This is a genomic window from Pantoea sp. BS_8 (genome assembly GCF_041954965.1).
GTDB lineage: Bacteria > Pseudomonadota > Gammaproteobacteria > Enterobacterales > Enterobacteriaceae > Pantoea > Pantoea stewartii.
Map to the genome: position 1 here is coordinate 573443 of NZ_JAVAXU010000002.1, position 18402 is coordinate 591844.

Annotated in this window: 21 protein-coding genes, 1 other RNA gene and 1 other annotated feature; of the genes, 11 read left to right on the top strand and 11 right to left on the bottom strand. The window is 53.6% G+C overall.

The window, feature by feature from the left end:
* Positions 1 to 25 precede the first annotated feature (25 nt).
* From dnaX to RAC65_RS08175, 3 genes are all read right to left on the bottom strand, one after another.
* On the bottom strand, positions 26 to 2002 hold the full coding sequence (gene dnaX, locus RAC65_RS08165) for a DNA polymerase III subunit gamma/tau (RefSeq protein ID WP_039338469.1): 1977 nt from the start codon (positions 2000 to 2002) through the stop codon (positions 26 to 28).
* Positions 623 to 684, bottom strand: a sequence feature (DnaX frameshifting element). (Overlaps the previous gene by 62 nt.)
* A 158-nt stretch (positions 2003 to 2160) precedes the next feature.
* Entirely contained in the window at positions 2161 to 2712 is a 552-nt protein-coding gene (gene apt, locus RAC65_RS08170; protein ID WP_006117923.1) for an adenine phosphoribosyltransferase, read from the bottom strand.
* A 145-nt stretch (positions 2713 to 2857) separates the two neighbouring features.
* Positions 2858 to 3247 carry a DUF454 family protein gene (locus RAC65_RS08175; protein WP_375096606.1) on the bottom strand — a complete coding sequence of 130 codons (390 nt, stop codon included), beginning with the start codon at positions 3245 to 3247 and terminating at the stop codon, positions 2858 to 2860.
* 57 nt (positions 3248 to 3304) lie between these two features.
* Between RAC65_RS08175 and priC the strand changes: the two genes are divergently transcribed.
* Positions 3305 to 3835, top strand: coding sequence for a primosomal replication protein PriC (gene priC / locus RAC65_RS08180; protein WP_039338470.1), 531 nt, complete (start codon positions 3305 to 3307; stop codon positions 3833 to 3835).
* Positions 3836 to 3911: 76 nt separating this feature from the next.
* Complete coding sequence (gene rsmS / locus RAC65_RS08185) at positions 3912 to 4067, top strand: pleiotropic regulatory protein RsmS (protein WP_006117926.1); 156 nt, start codon at positions 3912 to 3914, stop codon at positions 4065 to 4067.
* On the opposite strand, the gene acrR is transcribed toward rsmS, so the two are convergent.
* Positions 4064 to 4702 (bottom strand): multidrug efflux transporter transcriptional repressor AcrR, encoded by a 639-nt coding sequence (acrR, locus tag RAC65_RS08190; RefSeq protein ID WP_039338471.1) that lies wholly within the window; start codon positions 4700 to 4702, stop codon positions 4064 to 4066. The genes rsmS and acrR overlap by 4 nt on opposite strands.
* A gap of 142 nt (positions 4703 to 4844) precedes the next feature.
* Here acrR and RAC65_RS08195 point away from each other — a divergent pair, with 142 nt between their 5' ends.
* From RAC65_RS08195 to ykgO, 4 genes are all read left to right on the top strand, one after another.
* On the top strand, positions 4845 to 6047 hold the full coding sequence (locus RAC65_RS08195) for an efflux RND transporter periplasmic adaptor subunit (protein ID WP_006117928.1): 1203 nt from the start codon (positions 4845 to 4847) through the stop codon (positions 6045 to 6047).
* Positions 6048 to 6063: 16 nt separating this feature from the next.
* Positions 6064 to 9222: a multidrug efflux RND transporter permease subunit AcrB gene (locus RAC65_RS08200; RefSeq protein ID WP_033738689.1), complete on the top strand. Its 3159-nt coding sequence runs from the start codon at positions 6064 to 6066 to the stop codon at positions 9220 to 9222.
* A gap of 559 nt (positions 9223 to 9781) precedes the next feature.
* Positions 9782 to 10036: a type B 50S ribosomal protein L31 gene (locus RAC65_RS08205; protein ID WP_033738687.1), complete on the top strand. Its 255-nt coding sequence runs from the start codon at positions 9782 to 9784 to the stop codon at positions 10034 to 10036.
* Between the two features lie 11 nt (positions 10037 to 10047).
* Positions 10048 to 10188, top strand: a complete 141-nt coding sequence (gene ykgO, locus RAC65_RS08210) for a type B 50S ribosomal protein L36 (protein ID WP_006117931.1) — start codon at positions 10048 to 10050, stop codon at positions 10186 to 10188.
* Positions 10189 to 10245: 57 nt separating this feature from the next.
* Here the strand turns inward: ykgO and RAC65_RS08215 are convergent, their stop codons facing one another.
* Genes RAC65_RS08215 through RAC65_RS08225 form a run of 3 tightly spaced genes read right to left on the bottom strand, consistent with a single transcriptional unit; the run spans position 10246 to position 12641 of the window.
* Positions 10246 to 11124 (bottom strand): metal ABC transporter substrate-binding protein, encoded by an 879-nt coding sequence (locus RAC65_RS08215; protein ID WP_033738684.1) that lies wholly within the window; start codon positions 11122 to 11124, stop codon positions 10246 to 10248.
* Between the two features lie 12 nt (positions 11125 to 11136).
* Positions 11137 to 11976: a metal ABC transporter permease gene (locus RAC65_RS08220; RefSeq protein WP_006117933.1), complete on the bottom strand. Its 840-nt coding sequence runs from the start codon at positions 11974 to 11976 to the stop codon at positions 11137 to 11139.
* The gene (locus tag RAC65_RS08225) at positions 11973 to 12641 is read right to left on the bottom strand and encodes a metal ABC transporter ATP-binding protein (RefSeq protein ID WP_033738793.1); all 669 of its coding nucleotides are present in this window, start codon (positions 12639 to 12641) and stop codon (positions 11973 to 11975) included. Before RAC65_RS08225 ends, RAC65_RS08220 begins: the two co-directional genes overlap by 4 nt.
* 349 nt (positions 12642 to 12990) lie before the next feature.
* Here RAC65_RS08225 and RAC65_RS08230 point away from each other — a divergent pair, with 349 nt between their 5' ends.
* The 3 genes from RAC65_RS08230 to RAC65_RS08240 all read left to right on the top strand — a co-directional run bounded on the left by RAC65_RS08230 (position 12991) and on the right by RAC65_RS08240 (position 14108).
* Complete coding sequence (locus RAC65_RS08230; RefSeq protein ID WP_033738682.1) at positions 12991 to 13344, top strand: hypothetical protein; 354 nt, start codon at positions 12991 to 12993, stop codon at positions 13342 to 13344.
* Between the two features lie 146 nt (positions 13345 to 13490).
* Entirely contained in the window at positions 13491 to 13868 is a 378-nt protein-coding gene (tomB, locus tag RAC65_RS08235) for an Hha toxicity modulator TomB (protein ID WP_039338473.1), read from the top strand.
* A gap of 24 nt (positions 13869 to 13892) precedes the next feature.
* Positions 13893 to 14108 carry an HHA domain-containing protein gene (locus tag RAC65_RS08240; protein WP_006117940.1) on the top strand — a complete coding sequence of 72 codons (216 nt, stop codon included), beginning with the start codon at positions 13893 to 13895 and terminating at the stop codon, positions 14106 to 14108.
* A gap of 167 nt (positions 14109 to 14275) precedes the next feature.
* Here RAC65_RS08240 and ffs read toward each other — a convergent pair.
* Positions 14276 to 14372, bottom strand: an RNA gene (gene ffs, locus RAC65_RS08245) — signal recognition particle sRNA small type.
* Positions 14373 to 14533: 161 nt separating this feature from the next.
* On the opposite strand from ffs, the gene RAC65_RS08250 reads away from it, so the two are divergent.
* Positions 14534 to 14848, top strand: a complete 315-nt coding sequence (locus RAC65_RS08250; RefSeq protein ID WP_033738677.1) for an MGMT family protein — start codon at positions 14534 to 14536, stop codon at positions 14846 to 14848.
* A gap of 40 nt (positions 14849 to 14888) precedes the next feature.
* Here RAC65_RS08250 and RAC65_RS08255 read toward each other — a convergent pair whose 3' ends face one another.
* Positions 14889 to 15446, bottom strand: coding sequence for a YbaY family lipoprotein (locus RAC65_RS08255; protein WP_375096568.1), 558 nt, complete (start codon positions 15444 to 15446; stop codon positions 14889 to 14891).
* Positions 15447 to 15638: 192 nt separating this feature from the next.
* Between RAC65_RS08255 and tesB the strand changes: the two genes are divergently transcribed.
* Positions 15639 to 16502 (top strand): acyl-CoA thioesterase II, encoded by an 864-nt coding sequence (gene tesB, locus RAC65_RS08260; protein WP_006117944.1) that lies wholly within the window; start codon positions 15639 to 15641, stop codon positions 16500 to 16502.
* Between the two features lie 48 nt (positions 16503 to 16550).
* Here the strand turns inward: tesB and amtB are convergent, their stop codons facing one another.
* On the bottom strand, positions 16551 to 17837 hold the full coding sequence (gene amtB / locus RAC65_RS08265; RefSeq protein WP_033738675.1) for an ammonium transporter AmtB: 1287 nt from the start codon (positions 17835 to 17837) through the stop codon (positions 16551 to 16553).
* 33 nt (positions 17838 to 17870) lie between these two features.
* A complete protein-coding gene (glnK, locus tag RAC65_RS08270) occupies positions 17871 to 18209 on the bottom strand; it encodes a P-II family nitrogen regulator (protein ID WP_003850469.1) in 339 nt (112 codons plus the stop codon).
* Positions 18210 to 18402 lie beyond the last annotated feature (193 nt).

Genomic DNA, 18402 nt, shown 5'->3' on the forward strand with positions numbered 1-18402 from the left:
GTTTATTCATAACGTTGCAGCGTGTTCAAACGGGTCGAATGCTTTCCTCATCCAAATCGGCATCGAAAAAGCGACGAAGGGTTTGAATGTGGCTGTCACTCAAGATGGACTGACGCGCCTGCGCCAGCTTCTCTTCATAAATGGCCTGACGCCACTCCAGTGGCGTCAATACCGTAGGATTATCGTCTTCAATAACCGACAGTTCAACCTGATGTCCGGCAACCTGACTCAATGCGGCGGTCAGGGCCTGCTGCGCGGAGGCCGAATTCAGGTGGCGCTGGCTGGAACGTAAATGCAGGCAAATACCCTGATCGGTCGTCTCTTTCCAGGCATTCAACGCCAGCTGTTGAACCAGTTTAGGCAGCGGCAAACCGGCCACTTCAGCCGCCCAGGCATCACGCTGCTGGGCTTCTTCAGCCAGCCGTGCGGCCAGCTCAGGATTTTTCTCATGCTCCAGCGCAGAACGCAAGGCTTTTGGCGTGGCGACGGGCGCGGCCGCTTCGGTTACGGGCGTCAGCGCTTTCCAGCGGTACGCCTCTTTTTTTACCGGCGCTTCAGGGGCGCGCTCACGCACACGCTGCTGACTGCGCTCGGTCACCGAGGCCAGTCGCTCAAGGGCAGAACTGGCCGGCCGCGCACCTGGCGCTGCCGGCTCACTCTTTTTTGCTTTGTTTGCTCCCTGGCGCAGCAGTTGGGTGCGCGCCTGCAGGAGCTGGCTGGTGGAACTGGACAGTGACGGTTCGGGTGCCGCAGGCGAGACAGACTGCGCGGTTGGTGCCGAAGCGGGTTCGGGTGCCGCCATTTGTGGCCGGGCAGCGGGCGCCGATTCGGTTGGCGACGGCGGTACGTTCTGTACCGGCACCGGCGCTGACTGCGCGGTCAGCGTGGGCCGCGCGATCGGCTCCGCGACGGCCGCTTTGGGATGAAACGCCAGCGCGCGCAATAAGGCCATCTCAATGCCCATACGACGATCGGGCGCAAGGGGTAAATCTTTGCGCCCCATCAGCAGGGTTTGATAATAAAGCTGCAGATCGGCAGGCGGCACGACGCGCGCCAGTTCCCGCAGGCGCAACGCATTGCTTTCTTCATCGTCGTTAAGAGAGGCAGGCAGTAACTGTACCATGGCAATGCGGTGCAGCAGGCGAAGCATCTCAACGAGCAATGCCTCCCAGTCAACCCCGCGCGAAGCTGCCTGCGCCAGCAACGCCATCACCTGTTCCCCGTTGCCGTCGACTACGGCTTCAAGCAGCCCCAGGGGTTGCTCATCGTCAAGCGTCCCGAGCATCGCCCCGACGGTCGCGCTGGTCACGCTGCCCTCGCCCATCGCAATTGCCTGATCGGTAAGGCTCAGCGCATCGCGCATACTGCCATCGGCAGCACGGGCCAGCAGTTGCAGCGCCCGCGGTTCCCGGGCGATCTGCTCCTGTTCTAATACGTTGTCAAGCTGCTGACGGATCTGGTCAACATCCAGCGCTTTAAGGTGAAACTGCAGACAACGGGACAGGATTGTCACCGGCAGCTTCTGCGGATCGGTCGTCGCCAGCAGGAATTTAACGTGTGAAGGCGGTTCTTCCAGCGTTTTCAGCAGCGCATTGAAGCTGTGACGCGACAGCATGTGCACTTCATCAATAAGGTAAACTTTAAAGCGGCCGCGGGCGGGCGCATACTGCACGTTATCAAGCAGATCGCGCGTGTCTTCCACTTTGGTGCGCGAGGCGGCATCAATTTCGATGAGATCGACAAAACGGCCCTGTTCGATCTCACGGCAGTTATCGCACTGGCCACAGGGCGTGGCGGTGATCCCGGTTTCGCAGTTAAGGCCTTTTGCCAGCAGACGGGCAATCGTGGTTTTCCCTACGCCCCGTGTGCCGGAGAAGAGATAAGCATGATGGATGCGTCCCAGAGACAATCCATTCGCCAGCGCCGTCAGAACATGTTCCTGACCGACAACATCAGCAAACGCCTGTGGACGCCATTTTCGGGCAAGTACCTGATAGCTCATGTGGTTTCGACGAATTTGGATGGAAATGTGAGCGCAGACGCACTGCAACCCCTGTATATGATTGCAGTAGTCTAACAGCTACGCTTTCACCTATCACTCGTTATCTTGAAGCGGTAAAGCGGAATGGCCCCACAGGTGCGCGAGGCCAGAAGCGAGGCTTAGTGGCCGGGGAAATTGACCAGGCTGTAGCTGTCAACGCCCAGCGCCTTGAGGCGGGCTTCCCCTGCCAAATCGAACAGGTTAATAATAAAAGCAGCATCTTTCACTTCACCGCCTGCACGACGGATCAGTTTGATCGTGGCTTCCAGCGTTCCGCCGGTCGCCAGCAGATCGTCGACCACCAGCACGACGTCGCCCGGCTGGATCGCATCTTTGTGCAATTCCAGTTGGTCGGTACCGTATTCCAGCTCGTAGGATTCGCTGTAAGTTTCACGTGGCAGTTTGCCAGGTTTACGCACCGGGACAAAACCCAGCCCCAGCCCCAGGGCAACCGGCGCACCAAAGAGGAAGCCACGCGCTTCTGTGCCGACAACTTTGGTGATGCCTTTATTACGGTAGCGCTCAACCAGCAGGGCGATAGACGCTGCATAGGCGTTCGGGTCTTCCAACAGGCTGGTGACGTCACGGAAAAGAATACCCGGCTTCGGGTAATCAGGAATACTTTTGATACTGTTTTTAATCAGTTCAAGCTGCTGCGCAGTGTCGGTCATAATCTTAAGCCTGGTAAAAAAATTCTGTTTTGCGCAGCTTCAATAGCGCCAATACCTGATTAAAGGTTCAGCGGAAATACATTCATAATGGGAAGCCGCACACGAAGAGGCCCAAATCTAAGCAAATGGCCGGCTAATTGCAACTTTATCGCGGAGGTAAACTGTCGTCTGGTGTTTCTGCCACCACCGGGATCCGCCACATAAACAACAATAGAAGGCACAACATGATGCCCAGCATGATCCGTACCCACAGCACTGGCACCAGCCACAAGGATAACGTAAATGTCGCCACAATCAGTACGATGGCGCGGCTTTTTGCCCCTGGCGGTATGCCACGATGCTGTTGCCAGTGGCGAATATAGCGACCAAAGGGCGATTTCCAGAGCAGCCAGTGATGAAAACGTGGTGAAGAACGGGCAAAACACCACGCTGCCAGCAGCATGAATGGCGTTGTAGGTAATAAAGGTAATACAATGCCCAGTATGCCAAGCACTATCGCCAGCCAACCCAGGGTTAATAAGACAATGCGTTGCATACCTGCCACCCAATGCGTTTTCCGTTGCATGACTTTAGCATACCTGCGTTGGGCGCAATGAGTAAGCATCCGACGCGGCAAAGGCTGCATCACTGCCTTCTCACCTTGCGCCAGGCCATCCACAGCCATCCCGACGGCGAGTGTCGCTCGCCGCGTTTTGACAACCAACTCTTTACGACGAAAGGGACCCGACTGGCCGATTATCTGCAGGAAATTGAGCACAACTATCAGCGCCTTTGTCAGGCCGGCGAGGATGTGGAACGTAGCCAGTGGCTGGCGGGTCATCTGGTGGACCAAATCGCCGCCCTGCAGCGTGAAGCCAGTACCCAGCAACTTCGTAGCCGCGCAGAACGTGCCCGACCTTCCGCCCGTCAGCAAAAATATCTGGAATACCGGGAATATGAGCGTCGACTACAGGCGATGATCGACCAGCGGGAGCAACGGCTGGCGCTGGCAGAAACCTTTGCCGTTCAGCAGCAGTTGAAAAAAGACCTGGAGGTACTGGAAGGCCGTATGGCACGCTGCCGGCAGGCGATCCGCTCGGTGGAGTGGGCAATGTCACTGTCAGACAGCCCGTTTAGCAGTTAATGCGCTATCTTTGCAAGACCGCCATCGCAGGATGGCACGCTTATCAGGCCCATGATACAACGTCGCAGGAGGAATGATGTCCCTGGAAACGGCCCCCGAAGAGGTCAAACTGGCGGTAGATTTGATTCAGCTGTTTGAAGAACACCAACTGTCGGTGGAAACGGTGTTGTCCGCCCTGGCCATTGTTCAGCGCGATTACGAAAAGAAACGCGACGAACAGCGCAAAGACTAAGCCTTTTTTGCCAGCGTCGGGCTTAAGCGCAACATATCAATCAGGGCATCCACCAGTTCGGGCGCATCGGCAACCAGATCAAATTTGCCAGGCGTAAAAAGCCAGCTTTCCATCATGCCATTGACATAGCTGCGCATGATTAACGCCGCCTGTCGGGTCTGGAACGTTTCTGGAAGTTGCCCGGCATCAATGCACTGACGCAGTACGTCTTCTATTTCGTTGTAACGCTCAAGTAACAGACTTTGCTGGATACTTTTTACGGCAGCCATTTCCCCGACAAATTCGCATTTATGAAAGATGATTTCCATCAACGCACGGCGCTGCGGATCGCGCGCAGTCGCCTGAAAGATATAGACCAGCATCGCCCGTAAAATGGAGAGTGGATCACCGGGGTATTTTGTTTGATACTCAAGTTTCACTTCATTAAGCCCGGCATCGCAGCGAAGCCATATTTCGTTCAACAAATCGGCTTTGTTTTTGAAATGCCAGTAGATAGCGCCACGGGTTACGCTGGCTGCAGAAGCGATGTCCGCCAGGGAGGTGGCTGAAACCCCCTCTTTCGAAAACAGAGCAAGGGCGGCGTCCAGAATTTGATGCCGGGTTTCAAGAGCTTGCGCTTTGGTTTTTCGTGCCATAGGGGACTTTTTTTACAAACAGGTAAGTTTACATACATTTGTGAATGTATGTACCATAGCACGAGCTAAAATAATACGCAGCAATGGGTTCATGGCTTTGTGATCCATTGATCATTTGATATCGGACTCTAGAGGTTTATTTATGAACAAATTCAGAGGGTTAACGCCTCTGGCGGCCGTCCTGATGCTCTCAGGCAGCTTTGTGTTAACAGGATGTGACGGAAATAAATCCGACCAGGCCGCCCAACAACAGCCGCCGGAAGTCGGTGTTGTCACCGTTAAAAGTGAACCCCTAAAAATTTCGACCGAACTGCCTGGCCGTACCCTGGCTTACCGTATTGCCGAAGTGCGTCCGCAGGTTTCCGGTATCATTCTGAAGCGTAACTTTATTGAAGGCAGTGAGATTAAAGCCGGTGAATCGCTCTATCAGATCGATCCCGCGACCTATCAGGCGTCCTATGACAGCGCCAAAGCCGATTTAGCGAAAGCAGAGGCCAATGCACGTATAGCGCAACTGACGGTCAATCGTTATAAGCCGCTGCTTGGCACCAAATATATCAGTCAGCAGGACTACGATAATGCCGTCGCCACCGCGGCACAAAACAATGCGGCCGTTCAGGCCGCGAAGGCTAACGTAGAAACCGCACGCATTAACCTGGCGTACACAAAAGTCTCTTCGCCTATCAGTGGCCGCATTGGTAAGTCATCCGTTACAGAAGGTGCGCTGGTACAAAGCGGGCAAACCACAGCGCTGGCCACGGTGCAGCAGTTGGATCCGATGTATGTCGATGTTACCCAGTCGAGTGAAGATTTCCTGCGTCTGCGTTCAGAACTGGAGTCCGGTCAGCTGAAACAGAACGATGGCAAAGCCAACGTTACCCTGCTGATGCAGAATGGTAAAAACTATGCTCAGCCGGGTACGCTGGAGTTCTCGGATGTGACCGTTGATCAAACCACCGGCTCGATCACCCTGCGCGCGATCTTCCCTAACCCTGATAAAGCCTTGCTGCCAGGGATGTTTGTACGTGCCCGTCTGGATGAAGGCACCAATCCAAACGCCCTGCTCGTTCCTCAGCAGGCGGTAACGCGCACACCAACCGGTGACGCCTCTGTCATGGTGGTCGGCGCGGACAACAAAGTTGAAGCACGTAAGATCAAAGCAGCCCAGGCTATTGGCGATAAATGGCTGGTAACAGAAGGTCTGAAAGCGGGCGAGCGTGTGATCTTTACAGGTCTGCAGCGTGCAAAACCGGGTGCACAAGTTACACCTAAAGAAGTCACAGACGATGCAAAAGCCGCAAAAGGTGATCCCTCTCAGGCCCAGTCTGCTAAAACATCGTCCTAACAGGAGCCGTTGATACATGGCTAAGTTCTTTATCGATCGCCCAATCTTTGCGTGGGTGCTGGCTATTATCGTCATGCTGGCGGGCGCGTTATCGATTATTAAATTACCGATTGAGCAATATCCCAATGTTGCGCCACCGGCCATTGAGATTCAGGCCAACTACCCTGGTGCTGACGCGAAAACGTTGCAAGACTCGGTGACGCAGGTCATCGAACAAAACATGAACGGCATTGATGGCCTGATGTATATGTCATCAAGCAGTGATTCCTCGGGTGCTCTGACGCTGACTATCTCCTTCCAGTCAGGGACTGATGCGGATATCGCGCAGGTTCAGGTGCAGAACAAACTGCAGCTGGCAATGCCACTGCTGCCTCAGGAAGTGCAACAACAGGGGATTCAGGTTAAAAAATCCTCCAGTAGCTTCCTGATGGTAGCGGGTTTCATCAGCGATGATGGCAGCATGACGCAGAACGATATTGCTGACTATGTTGCCTCTAACATCAAAGATCCCATCAGCCGTACGCCTGGTGTGGGTGATACCCAGGTCTTTGGTGCGCAGTACGCGATGCGCATCTGGATGGATCCGAGTAAGTTAAATAACTATCAGCTGACGCCGGTTGATGTGATCAATGCGCTTAAAACCCAGAACGCCCAGGTGGCTGCCGGTCAGTTAGGCGGGACACCGCCGGTGCCGGGACAGCAGCTGAACGCCTCAATTATTGCGCAAACGCGTCTGACCTCCACCAAAGAGTTCGGCAACATTCTGCTGAAAGTGAATAACGATGGCTCTCAGGTGCGTCTGCGCGATGTGGCACAGATCGAACTGGGTGGTGAAAACTACGAGATCATTGCGCGCTATAACGGCAAGCCTGCGTCCGGTATCGGTATCAAACTGGCGACCGGCGCTAACGCCCTGAATACCGCCGAAGCCGTTAAAGCCGAGCTGGCTAAGCTGCAGCCAACGTTCCCGGCGGGAATGAAGGTCGTTTATCCTTACGACACCACACCGTTCGTTAAAATTTCTATTTTCGAAGTGGTGAAAACACTGATGGAAGCGATTCTGTTGGTGTTCCTGGTGATGTATCTGTTCCTGCAAAACTTCCGAGCCACGCTGATTCCGACTATTGCCGTGCCGGTTGTGTTGCTGGGGACCTTCGCCATTATCGGCGCCTTTGGTTACTCGATAAACACCCTGACGATGTTCGGGATGGTGCTGGCCATCGGCCTGTTGGTGGATGACGCCATCGTGGTGGTCGAGAACGTCGAGCGCGTCATGGTGGAGGAAGGACTGCCACCGAAAGAAGCGACCAAGCGCTCAATGGAGCAGATTCAGGGCGCGCTGGTCGGTATTGCCCTGGTGCTGTCAGCGGTCTTTATTCCCATGGCTTTCTTTGGTGGATCGACCGGCGTGATTTATCGTCAGTTCTCCATCACTATCGTGTCGGCCATGGCGCTGTCAGTACTGGTTGCGTTGATTCTGACGCCCGCACTCTGCGCCACTATGCTCAAGCCGGTGAAAAAAGGCGATCACGGTGCCACCAAAGGCTTCTTTGGCTGGTTCAACCGCCTGTTCGACAAGAGTACCCATCACTATGTTGACAGCGTAGGTCACATCGTCCGCGGTACGGGTCGCTATCTGCTGCTTTATCTGCTGATTGTGCTGGGGATGGCGTTTCTGTTCCTGCGTCTGCCTTCATCGTTCCTGCCGGAAGAAGATCAGGGCCTGTTACTGGCTCAGGCTCAGCTCCCTGCCGGCGCCACACAGGAGCGCACGCAGAAAGTGCTGGATCAGGTTTCTGATTACTTCCTGACGAAAGAAAAAGACTCGGTGAAATCTGTCTTTACCGTTGCGGGCTTTGGCTTTGCGGGCCGTGGACAGAATACCGGTATTGCCTTCGTCAGCCTCAAGCCGTGGGATGAGCGTACCAGCAGCGACATGAAAGTGCCTGCGATCCAGGGACGTGCAATGCAAGCGCTGGCGCAAATTAAAGACGGTATGGTCTTTGCGTTTAACCTGCCTGCCATTATCGAGTTAGGTAACGCGACCGGCTTTGACTTTGAACTTATCGATCAGGGTAACCTGGGACATGAAAAGCTGACGCAGGCGCGTAACCAGCTGTTTGGCATGATCGCACAACATCCGGATACGCTGGTCGGTGTGCGTCCCAACGGTCTGGAAGATACGCCGCAGTTCAAACTGGATATCGATCAGGAGAAAGCCCAGGCACTGGGTGTCTCACTCAGTGATATCAATACCACGCTGGGCGCATCCTGGGGCGGCTCTTACGTTAATGACTTCATTGACCGCGGTCGTGTGAAGAAAGTCTACGTGATGGGTAAAGCTGATGCGCGTATGCTGCCTGACGACATCAATAAGTGGTATGTCCGAAACAGCAACGGCGAGATGGTGCCCTTCTCTGCCTTCTCATCAGCACGCTGGCAGTATGGTTCACCGCGTCTGGAACGTTACAACGGTTTACCGTCTATGGAAATCCTGGGGCAGGCAGCCCCTGGCAAGAGCTCCGGTGATGCCATGAACCTGATGGAAGAACTGGCTTCGAAACTGCCGTCGGGCATTGGCTTTGACTGGACCGGGATGTCCTATCAGGAACGTCTGTCGGGTAACCAGGCACCTGCCTTGTATGCCATTTCACTGATCGTCGTGTTCCTGTGCCTCGCGGCCCTGTATGAGAGCTGGTCCATTCCGTTCTCGGTCATGCTGGTGGTTCCGCTGGGCGTGGTCGGTGCATTGATCTTTACAACCTTGCGCGGACTGAGCAATGACGTTTACTTTGTCGTGGGGTTACTGACCACTATTGGCCTCTCGGCGAAGAACGCCATCCTGATCGTGGAATTTGCGAAGGACCTGATGGAGAAAGAAGGCAAAGGGCTGGTGGAAGCCACGCTTGAAGCCTGCCGTATGCGTCTGCGTCCTATCCTGATGACCTCACTGGCGTTTATTCTGGGCGTACTGCCGCTGGCCATCAGTACCGGTGCCGGCTCTGGTGCACAGAATGCGGTCGGTACGGGCGTCATGGGCGGGATGGTGACCGCGACCGCGCTGGCCATCTTCTTCGTACCGGTATTCTTTGTGGTGGTGCGTCGTCGCTTTGGTAAAAACAAAGCCGAGATCGAAAAGGGTCATCCCGTCGATCATCCTGACCACTCGCATTAATCTGTAAACTTAAAGGCCGCATCAGCGGCCTTTTTTAATGCCTCACGCCGTCTCTTTTTTGACAGCCGCAGGGATTAACCGCTGCCACGATGACGCTGGCTTGTATTATCGCGATAACTTCCTGTTCACTCGGGGTGAACGCTGCCTTCCTCACCCTCTTTTACATTCAGGCTGGTCACGTCCGGCGCGATCCCGGATGACCTGACGAGTCACTTTGCTTCTTTTCGGTCTTAACCGGTTCACGCTGATTTCACACCCGCTTCTTTCTCTTGTCTCTGCCCGGCCTCTTACCCTCTCGTCAGACTGCGCTGACGTGTCACGCGGCTGACAAGCGTGTCTGAAGCCACTTTGTCTTTGTGGCAGCGCAAATCTGTTCTTTCCTGTCTGCCTGAAGCACGGTCTGCCCTGCGCCTGTTCTCAGTCAGCGACAGCGTGCTATCCGTTGCACGGTTTGCCCGCCATCGCCGCCACGCTGTTTCCCCTGGGTTTTACAGGGTTGCATTCATATCGGCCACGGCGCATAATATTGTTATATTATAACATTACATTGGTGAGAAGTATGAAAGCGAATATTCATCCCTCCTATCGTGCCGTGGTGTTCCATGACACCTCGGCTGATGTCTTTTTCAAAATCGGTTCAACAATCAAAACCGACCGTACCGTTGAGTTTGAAGGCGAAACCCTGCCGTATGTGACGCTTGATGTCTCCTCGGCCTCTCATGTGTTTTACACCGGTAAGCAGAAAGACTTTGCCAAAGAAGGCAGTACCGCGCGCTTTAATCAGCGTTTTGGGCGTTTTCTGGGTCGGAAATAAGCGAGGGCAACATGCAGGTACTCAGCTCACTCCGTTGCGCAAAGCGTCGCCATCGGGATTGCAAAGTCGTTCGGCGTAAAGGCCGTATCTATGTCATCTGCAAAACGAATCCGCGCTTTAAAGCCGTGCAGGGAAGAAAGAAAAAACGTTGATGTGTCGTGAACCTTAGCCGGACTGTCTCTTTCGAGCCATTCCGGCTTTTTTTATGCTTAGCGCATGCTCTTGAGCATCACGTCAACGTTGTGTTTAAACGCGGCTTCATAGGTCGGCGCCGGGCCGGACGCGGTGGACAGCGCTTCCGGATAAAGCTCACCACCCGGCTTCGCGCCTGTCGCGCTGGCAATCTGTTTCACCAGACGGGGATCGGTCTGATTTTCCATAAAGTAGGTTTTGATATGCTCCTGCTTAAGTTGGGTGATCAAACTGGCTACATCGCTGGCGCTGGCTTCCGCTTCGGTGGAGAAACCAACCGGCGCAAGGAACGTGACGCCATAGCGTTGGCCAAAGTAACCGAAAGCATCATGGCTGGTCAGCACCTTACGTTTTTGCTGCGGAATGGCGGCAAAAGAGGTTTTGGCCCAGGCGTCCAGCTTTTGCAGTTGCTGAATATACTTTTCGCCGCGCTGACGGATATCTTCAGCGTCCTGGGGATCGGCCTTGATTAACGCATTCATCACGTTTTTGGCATAAATGGTGCCGTTATACATGCTGTTCCACGCATGGGGATCGGTAATGGTTTTGCCATCCTCTTCCATCGTGCGGGTTTCAATCCCTGTCGAGGCCACTACGGGCTCCCCTTTATAACCTGAGGCCGTCACCAGACGGTTCATCCAGCCCTCCAGACCGAGTCCGCTGACAAACACCACATCGGCTTTTGCCAGCGCTTCGCTGTCCTGCGGCGTCGGTTCGAAAGTATGGGGATCGCCATTGGGCCCGACCAGGCTTTTAACATGAACATGATCGCCGCCAATTTGTTTGACGATATCGGCCAGCACGGTAAAACTCGCCACTGCATCGATCGTTTTCGCCATGGTGAAGGGGCTGACGACTAATGCACCGATTGCCAGACTAATGGGTAATATCTTCATCGCTACCTCTGATTAATGGCGGCGCAGAATGCCACCGCACGGCCCTGTTAAGATGGAGAGAAAAAACAACATTGCGGCACTCAACACCACCGCCGGTCCGGCCGGCAGTGAAAAGTGCCAGGAAAGGACTAACCCCGTAAATGCCGACAGGACAGCCATCAACATGGCCGCGCCCAGCATCAGTACCAGATGACGGCTCCAGAATCGCGCGCTGGCGGCAGGCAACATCATCAGCCCGACCGACATCAGCGTGCCCAGCACCTGAAAACCCGCCACCAGGTTAAGCACCACCAGCGTCAGGAAAATACCGTGCACCAGCGGTGCGCTCCATTTACCTTGCGCACGCAGAAAATCCGCGTCAAAAGCGTCAATAACCAGAGGGCGATAGATCACCGCCAGCATCAAGAGGGTAAACGCGGCGATGCTGCCCACCACGATCAGGGCCGGGTTGTCCACCGCCAGCAATGAACCGAACAGGACGTGAAGCAGATCCACGCTGGAGCCACGCAGTGACACTAACGTCACGCCCAGCGCCAGCGAACCCAGATAGAAGCCGGCAAAACTCGCATCTTCTTTTAGTGGCGTATAACGGCTGACCGCACCGGACAATAACGCCACCGCCAGCCCCGCTATCAGCCCACCCACGCCCATCGCAACAAGGGATAAGCCTGAGATTAAATAGCCAATGGCGGCACCGGGCAGTACGGCATGGGATAACGCATCACCGATCAGGCTCATACGCCGTAAGGAGAGAAAGACGCCCAGCGGGGTGGCACTGAATGCCAGAGCAATACAGGCCACCAGCGCCCTGCGCATAAAGCTGAATTCAATAAAAGGTTGAATAAGCGTCACGGGGCAATGCTCCGTAACGGCGTCATAGCAACCGCACTGCGCTGATGCGATCCCTCATCCATTGACAGCACATCCGTAAAATAACGTTCAACTAACGGACGGTCATGCAACACGACCAGCAGCGTCGTGCCCGCCTGCTGCTGCTGCTGCAGAATTGACATCAGTAACGCCACCGTTTTGCTGTCAATGCCGTTAAAAGGCTCATCCAGCAGCCACAAGCGACTACGTTGCAGCATGAGCCGGGCAAACAGGACACGCTGTAGCTGGCCGCCAGACAATGTCGCGGGCTGAGCATCCGCATAATCACGCATCTGCACCGCATCCAGCGCGGCGTTTATCTCATTGCGCAGCGCCCGGTTAATGCCGCCAAACCAGCCACAGCGCGGCCAGCAGCCAATAGAAACCAGCTCAAACACGGTAAGCGGGAAACGCGTTTCCAGTTCGCTACGTTGCGGCAACCAGCCCACTTCACGGCGCGAGATCCGCACATCACACTGCCCACTTACCGGGGGTAATAATCCGGCGATCGTCTTTATCAGGGTAGATTTACCGCTGCCGTTGGCACCGATTAAGGCAGTCATACTGCCCTGCGCCAGTTCTGTTGTCACAACGGGCGTGACCGCGCGTCCCTGGTAACCTGCCTGCAAATGCCTGAACGTTATCACGGCTGCATTCCCCACCACATCGCCAGCGCCAGTACGGCGATTAACATCAATGCCACCAACAGCCGTCCACCGAGTGACATCAACAGTCCACTTTGATTCATCACTACACCAAAAATGTTATAACATAACAACCATCATACCCGATGTTGTCCGCCCGCTGGCACGGCAATGTGTTTCAAAAAATAAACCAGGGCACAAATTGCCCGTATAAGGCCCAATAAGAAGCAGCAGTGAATCAATCACTTGCTTAAATGAGAGCATTACAGCGCAATATTGCTGAAGAGGGGGACTTGCAAAGCGACAAAAGAACATCAATGATGGGTCTGAAGACATTTATTATGAGTACGCTATGTCAGTAAGCATTGAATGTGATGTTGCGCAGAATGAAACGGATTGCGTAAAATTAGCTACAATCATTGAACGGAATATTCTCAAAATAACAGAATCTCTGGTTGGCGATTTGCAATGGTATTCCGCAAACGCTCAGTTAGTACCAGACAGTTTAAAAGTTATTGATGTTCAGATGACCGGACCGAATAGATTTAAGTTACTTTACGATTTCCAGTGGAATTTATTTAATCCTTGTCTGGATTTAAATGAAACCATTACGCAAAATGAACAAGTCAGTTTTCATATCGGCCCTGCCGCGCTTGTGTTTGAGCCCATTGAGAATCACCGCCCCTCACCCGGAGATGAATTGTAATATTTAGTAATGGAGGTGAGCAGAACTAATGATTTTACACTATCCTTAATGCAGTCCGTTAATTATAAGCCCAACCACCACTTCCTGGCCGCTTCACCGAACCTGGCCGCATTGCGGTAACTTTGCTAGCTACGGAGGGGAAAAAGATGGACGAATACTCACCGAAACGGCATGATATTGCCCAGCTTAAATACGTGTGTGAGAGTTTGTTTGACGCCAGTATGGCAACATTAACCGACAGCCATCATGGCTGGGTAAATGACCCTACTGCCGATGGTAATTTACAGCTGAACGATCTGATAGAGCATATCGCCTCTTTCACCATGAATTACAAAATTAAGCATGCAGAAGACGAAGCGCTGATTACCCAAATCGATGAATATCTTGATGATACTTTTATGCTATTTAGCAACTATAGCGTTAACACTCAGGATCTGCAGCGCTGGCAACGTTCAGCAAAACGTTTATTTAATCTGTTTCAAGAAGAGTGCGCTTATCTTCAACAGCCAAGCCATTCATTATAGTACTGACGTGAGAACGGTTTATTTATGAACAAAACCCTGACTAAAACTGATTATTTGATGCGACTAAGACGTTGTCGGTCAATTGACACGCTCGAAAGAGTGATTGAGAAAAATAAGTATGAATTGTCCGATGATGAATTAGCCGTATTTTACTCCGCAGCCGATCACCGCCTGGCTGAACTGACGATGAACAAACTGTATGACAAAGTCCCCGTGTCAGTATGGAAATTTGTACGCTAAGTTAATTTTTGCGTTACGTTTAATCTGATTTAACCCGCCCGTTTCTGTTCGACTCGCCTGCCGGCAATGGATCGGCCCAGGCGAGCTTTGCCTGCCTGCGAAGAAAGAGGCGTGTCAAAAAAAGCGAGTGATAAGAGAGGAATCGGGTGGAGACAAAATGGTGGAGGCCCTGCCAGCTACATCCCGGCACACGCGTCACCTGCTGCGGCTGCTTCCTTCCGGACCTGACCGAGTTCACAAGCTAGCATTGCGGGAGAACCAACAGGGCCCCCATTGACAAGCCCTCATATCGAGAGCGGAGGCATTATCGGGGAAGCCTATGGCAATTGCAAGCCTGGCACGGATGACCGTTGGTTTCTTGTACGATCCCTGTAAATTACCCCCTTTATGTTAGCATTATGGTTCTTTTACTGGCAGGTAAGCCTATGGACTCAACCACTGACGGCTTTAAACAACGTATCTGGCAAATTGTGGCCGCCATTCCGCCCGGCAAGGTTACCACCTATGGCGATGTGGCATTACTGGCAGGCTCGCCCCGTGCGGCGCGCCAGGTGGGCGGCGTTCTGAGCCGCTTACCGGAAGGCAGTACGCTTCCCTGGCATCGGGTGATTAATCGTCACGGTACGCTTTCGCTCCAGGGCGAACGTTTTTTTCGTCAGCGTGAAGCGCTGGAAGCGGAAGGCGTGGAAGTTACGGAGGCAGGTCAGATCGATCTGGCTAAGTTTCGCTGGCAGTTTTAATACTGCAGGGCGGCACAGCGCGCCGCCCTGCCTCAGAGCCTTACATCGTTGTCGGTGCCGGCACGGCGGCGGACGGCGTAACCTGCGTGGGCGATGTCGGTGGCACAGTGGTGACGGCGCCAGGCTGAGTCTTCATCGGTACAGAAGGCACGGGCACTAACACCAGATCGGCTTTGGTGCCGCCCTGATTCACGACCGGTTTCACTTCTTCCGTGACAAAGGCCAGCTTGCCATTAACCGTAATTGCTGCGCTCAACAAAATGCGTGCATTTGGCTGAACATCCGCTGGGTTAAACGGCAGTATGAAATGGAACGGCGCCTGTTTCCCGTCGGTGCGAACCACGCGCTGTGCCAACACTTTGGACGGTGCATCTGCCACCGATGCATCAGACAGGGTCACTGTCAGGGCTGCATCAGGCGGTAACGCGATACGCTGACTAATATAAACCGCCCCGCTTACATTAGGCTGAGCGATGGTCGCCGTTTGTCCTGCGACCGCAGAACCCAATGTCGGTGTCGGTACCGGTTTTCCTTTATGGGCACAACCTGCGAGAGCCATTGCCATCGCGACGCCACTTAACACATGCCAGAATTTCATCGATGTCGTCTCCTTTTGATCAGAATGATTTTTAGCAGTGAATCTTTATTACAGCGTTTCACTCGCCGTATAGCTTTAATGTTGGCACAAAATCAAAAGTTTGCCTGGTTGGATGAAAGTCCAAAAGTGTGGTTGACGGAAACTGGTCGGATCTTTCACACTTAACAAAATACATTTTCTCAGGATAGCGCCATGAGTCAGGCACTCGAAAATCTGCTTAATCTTATTCATCTGGAAAAACTCGACGAGGGGTTATTTCGCGGCCAGAGCGAAGATTTGGGCCTGCGTCAGGTATTTGGCGGTCAGGTCGTTGGACAGGCTCTCTTTGCGGCCAAACAGACCGTTCCAGAGGATCGGGGCGTTCACTCCTTTCACAGCTATTTTCTTCGCCCCGGCGACAGCCAGAAGGCGATTATTTACGATGTTGAAAGTCTGCGCGACGGCAAAAGTTTTAGCGCGCGCCGCGTCAGTGCCATCCAAAATGGTCAGCCGATCTTTTATATGACGGCATCCTTCCAGTCTCCGGAAAGCGGGTTTGAACATCAAAAACCGATGCCGCAGGTTAAAGGACCGGAAAACCTGGCCAACGAGCAGCAAATGGCGCAAAAAATGGCGCATATGCTGCCGGAAAAATTACGCGAAAAATTTGTCGCTGAACGCCCGCTGGAAATCCGCCCGGTACAGATCCACAACCCGTTAAGAGGCCATGTCGATAAACCGCAGCGTCAGGTGTGGATTCGGGCCAATGGCACCCTGCCCGACGATGTGCGTATCCATCAGTATCTCCTTGGCTATGCGTCCGATCTCAACTTTCTGCCTGTGGCCTTACAACCGCATGGTAAAGGTTTTCTTGAAGCCGATATGCAGGTGGCGACCATTGATCACTCTATGTGGTTCCATCGGCCACTGAACTTTAATGACTGGCTGCTTTACAGCGTTGAAAGCACCTCAGCATCGGGTGCACGCGGCTTTGTTCGCGGGGAGTTTTACAATCAACAGGGTGAGCTGGTCGCGTCTACCGTGCAGGAAGGCGTTATGCGTCAGCGCAGCGAATAGCAAAAAGGGGCGAATCATCGCCCCTTTTTATTTATTCAGACTGACAAGTTACTGGTTGTAAGCGTTCTCGCCATGGCTGTTGACGTCCAGACCTTCGCGCTCCTGCTCTTCCGGTACGCGCAGACCGACGATCATATCGGCCAGTTTAAAGCCAATAAAGGCAACGACGGCAGACCAGACAATGGTAACGCCCACGCTCAGCAACTGAATCGCAACCTGATGGCCCATGGTCACGCCAGGCGCATAACCCACGCCGCCAAGTGAAGATGAAGCAAACACGCCGGTCAGGATACAACCGATGATGCCACAGACACCGTGGACACCGAACACATCGCAGGGATCGTCAACGCGCAGCCATTTTTTCAGCGTTGTCACGCCCCAGATACCTGCCAGACCACCCACGATACCGATGATCAGCGCGCCGCCAACACCGACATAACCACAAGCCGGCGTGATGGCAACCAGACCAGCAATAAAGCCAGAACAGGCACCTAACAAAGACGGTTTACCACGCAGCGCCCACTCGCCAAAGGTCCAGGCCAGCACCGCACCCGCCGTCGCAACCACGGTATTCAGGAAGGCCAGAGCAGCAATTTCATTCGCAGCGGAAGCTGAACCGGCGTTAAAACCAAACCAGCCAACATACAGAATCGCAGTACCGGTGAACACCATCGGCAGGTTGTGTGGTTTGAATGCTTCTTTGCCAAAACCGGCACGTTTGCCCACCAGGTAAGCACCAACCAGACCGGCTACCGCAGCGTTAATGTGCACCACCGTGCCGCCCGCGAAGTCCAGTGCGCCATCCTGAGCCAGTAAGCCGCCCGCCCAGACCATATGCGCAATGGGAAGATAAGCCAGGGTCAGCCAGACACCGACAAAAATCAGCACCGCGGAGAAACGGATACGTTCCGCCAGCGCACCGACGACCAGACCGACCGTGATACAGGCAAAGGATGCCTGGAACGCGACGTGAATATATTGATAAAAGGTGCCCATGACGGCGGTCAGTGCAATGTTTTTCAGCATGGCCCAGTTGAAGCTGCCAAAGAAGGCATTGCCTTCGCTGAAGGCCAGTGAGTAGCCATAAACCACCCACAGTACGCACACCAGTGAGAAGGTCACCGCAACCTGTGTGAGCATCGACAGCACGTTTTTACTGCGGATCAGGCCGCCGTAAAACAGTGCAATCCCAGGAATTGACATAAACAGCACCAGTGCGGTGCAAATCATCATAAAGGCGTTGTCGGCTTTGTCCGCTACGGCAGGTGCCGCCATCGCCAGCGACGGTAACAGTGCCAGGCTGGTCAGGCCCAACTTGGTCAGCATTTTATTCATTTTTTTCCATCCCATCACATTACTGAGTCTTGTTTACAGTGCGGCTTCGTCGGTTTCGCCGGTACGTATGCGAATCACGCGCTGCAGTTCAGCAACGAAAATCTTGCCGTCGCCAATTTTTCCGGTGTAAGCCGCTTTACTGATTACGTCCACTACTTCGTCCAGTTGGTCATCGGCAATGGCGATATCAATTTTTACTTTCGGCAGAAAATTTACGCTGTATTCCGCACCGCGATAGAGTTCAGCATGTCCTTTCTGACGCCCAAAACCTTTAACTTCGGAGACGGTCAGTCCCTGAATACCAATTGAAGACAATGCTTCTCGCACATCTTCCAGCTTGAACGGCTTAATCACGACGGTAACCAGCTTCATAGCCTCTCCTTAAGGATTAAAATAGGTCGGTCTCATGGACACGGAGAGAGTTAAGCAAAGCCTGTGCCAGATATAATTAATGGGCAAAATCACTTTTCAGGCTGCGATGGAATCAGGGTTAGGAAACGCAGAATAAATAAGCAGGGCGCAGTGATGGGATGACTAAGCGAAGCGGATGCACGCTTTTGGTGCT

Bases quoted from the DNA above. Each gene is read 5' to 3' on its own strand.
- RAC65_RS08255 (WP_375096568.1), bottom strand. From the start codon at position 15,446: ATGAAATTCTGGCATGTGTTAAGTGGCGTCGCGATGGCAATGGCTCTC.
- priC (WP_039338470.1), top strand. From the start codon at position 3,305: ATGAGTAAGCATCCGACGCGGCAAAGGCTGCATCACTGCCTTCTCACC.
- RAC65_RS08240 (WP_006117940.1), top strand. From the start codon at position 13,893: ATGAACAAAACCCTGACTAAAACTGATTATTTGATGCGACTAAGACGT.
- RAC65_RS08200 (WP_033738689.1), top strand. From the start codon at position 6,064: ATGGCTAAGTTCTTTATCGATCGCCCAATCTTTGCGTGGGTGCTGGCT.
- RAC65_RS08250 (WP_033738677.1), top strand. From the start codon at position 14,534: ATGGACTCAACCACTGACGGCTTTAAACAACGTATCTGGCAAATTGTG.
- apt (WP_006117923.1), bottom strand. From the start codon at position 2,712: ATGACCGACACTGCGCAGCAGCTTGAACTGATTAAAAACAGTATCAAA.
- ykgO (WP_006117931.1), top strand. From the start codon at position 10,048: ATGCAGGTACTCAGCTCACTCCGTTGCGCAAAGCGTCGCCATCGGGAT.
- dnaX (WP_039338469.1), bottom strand. From the start codon at position 2,002: ATGAGCTATCAGGTACTTGCCCGAAAATGGCGTCCACAGGCGTTTGCT.
- RAC65_RS08195 (WP_006117928.1), top strand. From the start codon at position 4,845: ATGAACAAATTCAGAGGGTTAACGCCTCTGGCGGCCGTCCTGATGCTC.
- RAC65_RS08215 (WP_033738684.1), bottom strand. From the start codon at position 11,124: ATGAAGATATTACCCATTAGTCTGGCAATCGGTGCATTAGTCGTCAGC.
- rsmS (WP_006117926.1), top strand. From the start codon at position 3,912: ATGTCCCTGGAAACGGCCCCCGAAGAGGTCAAACTGGCGGTAGATTTG.
- acrR (WP_039338471.1), bottom strand. From the start codon at position 4,702: ATGGCACGAAAAACCAAAGCGCAAGCTCTTGAAACCCGGCATCAAATT.
- tesB (WP_006117944.1), top strand. From the start codon at position 15,639: ATGAGTCAGGCACTCGAAAATCTGCTTAATCTTATTCATCTGGAAAAA.
- amtB (WP_033738675.1), bottom strand. From the start codon at position 17,837: ATGAATAAAATGCTGACCAAGTTGGGCCTGACCAGCCTGGCACTGTTA.
- tomB (WP_039338473.1), top strand. From the start codon at position 13,491: ATGGACGAATACTCACCGAAACGGCATGATATTGCCCAGCTTAAATAC.
- RAC65_RS08230 (WP_033738682.1), top strand. From the start codon at position 12,991: ATGTCAGTAAGCATTGAATGTGATGTTGCGCAGAATGAAACGGATTGC.
- glnK (WP_003850469.1), bottom strand. From the start codon at position 18,209: ATGAAGCTGGTTACCGTCGTGATTAAGCCGTTCAAGCTGGAAGATGTG.
- RAC65_RS08205 (WP_033738687.1), top strand. From the start codon at position 9,782: ATGAAAGCGAATATTCATCCCTCCTATCGTGCCGTGGTGTTCCATGAC.
- RAC65_RS08175 (WP_375096606.1), bottom strand. From the start codon at position 3,247: ATGCAACGCATTGTCTTATTAACCCTGGGTTGGCTGGCGATAGTGCTT.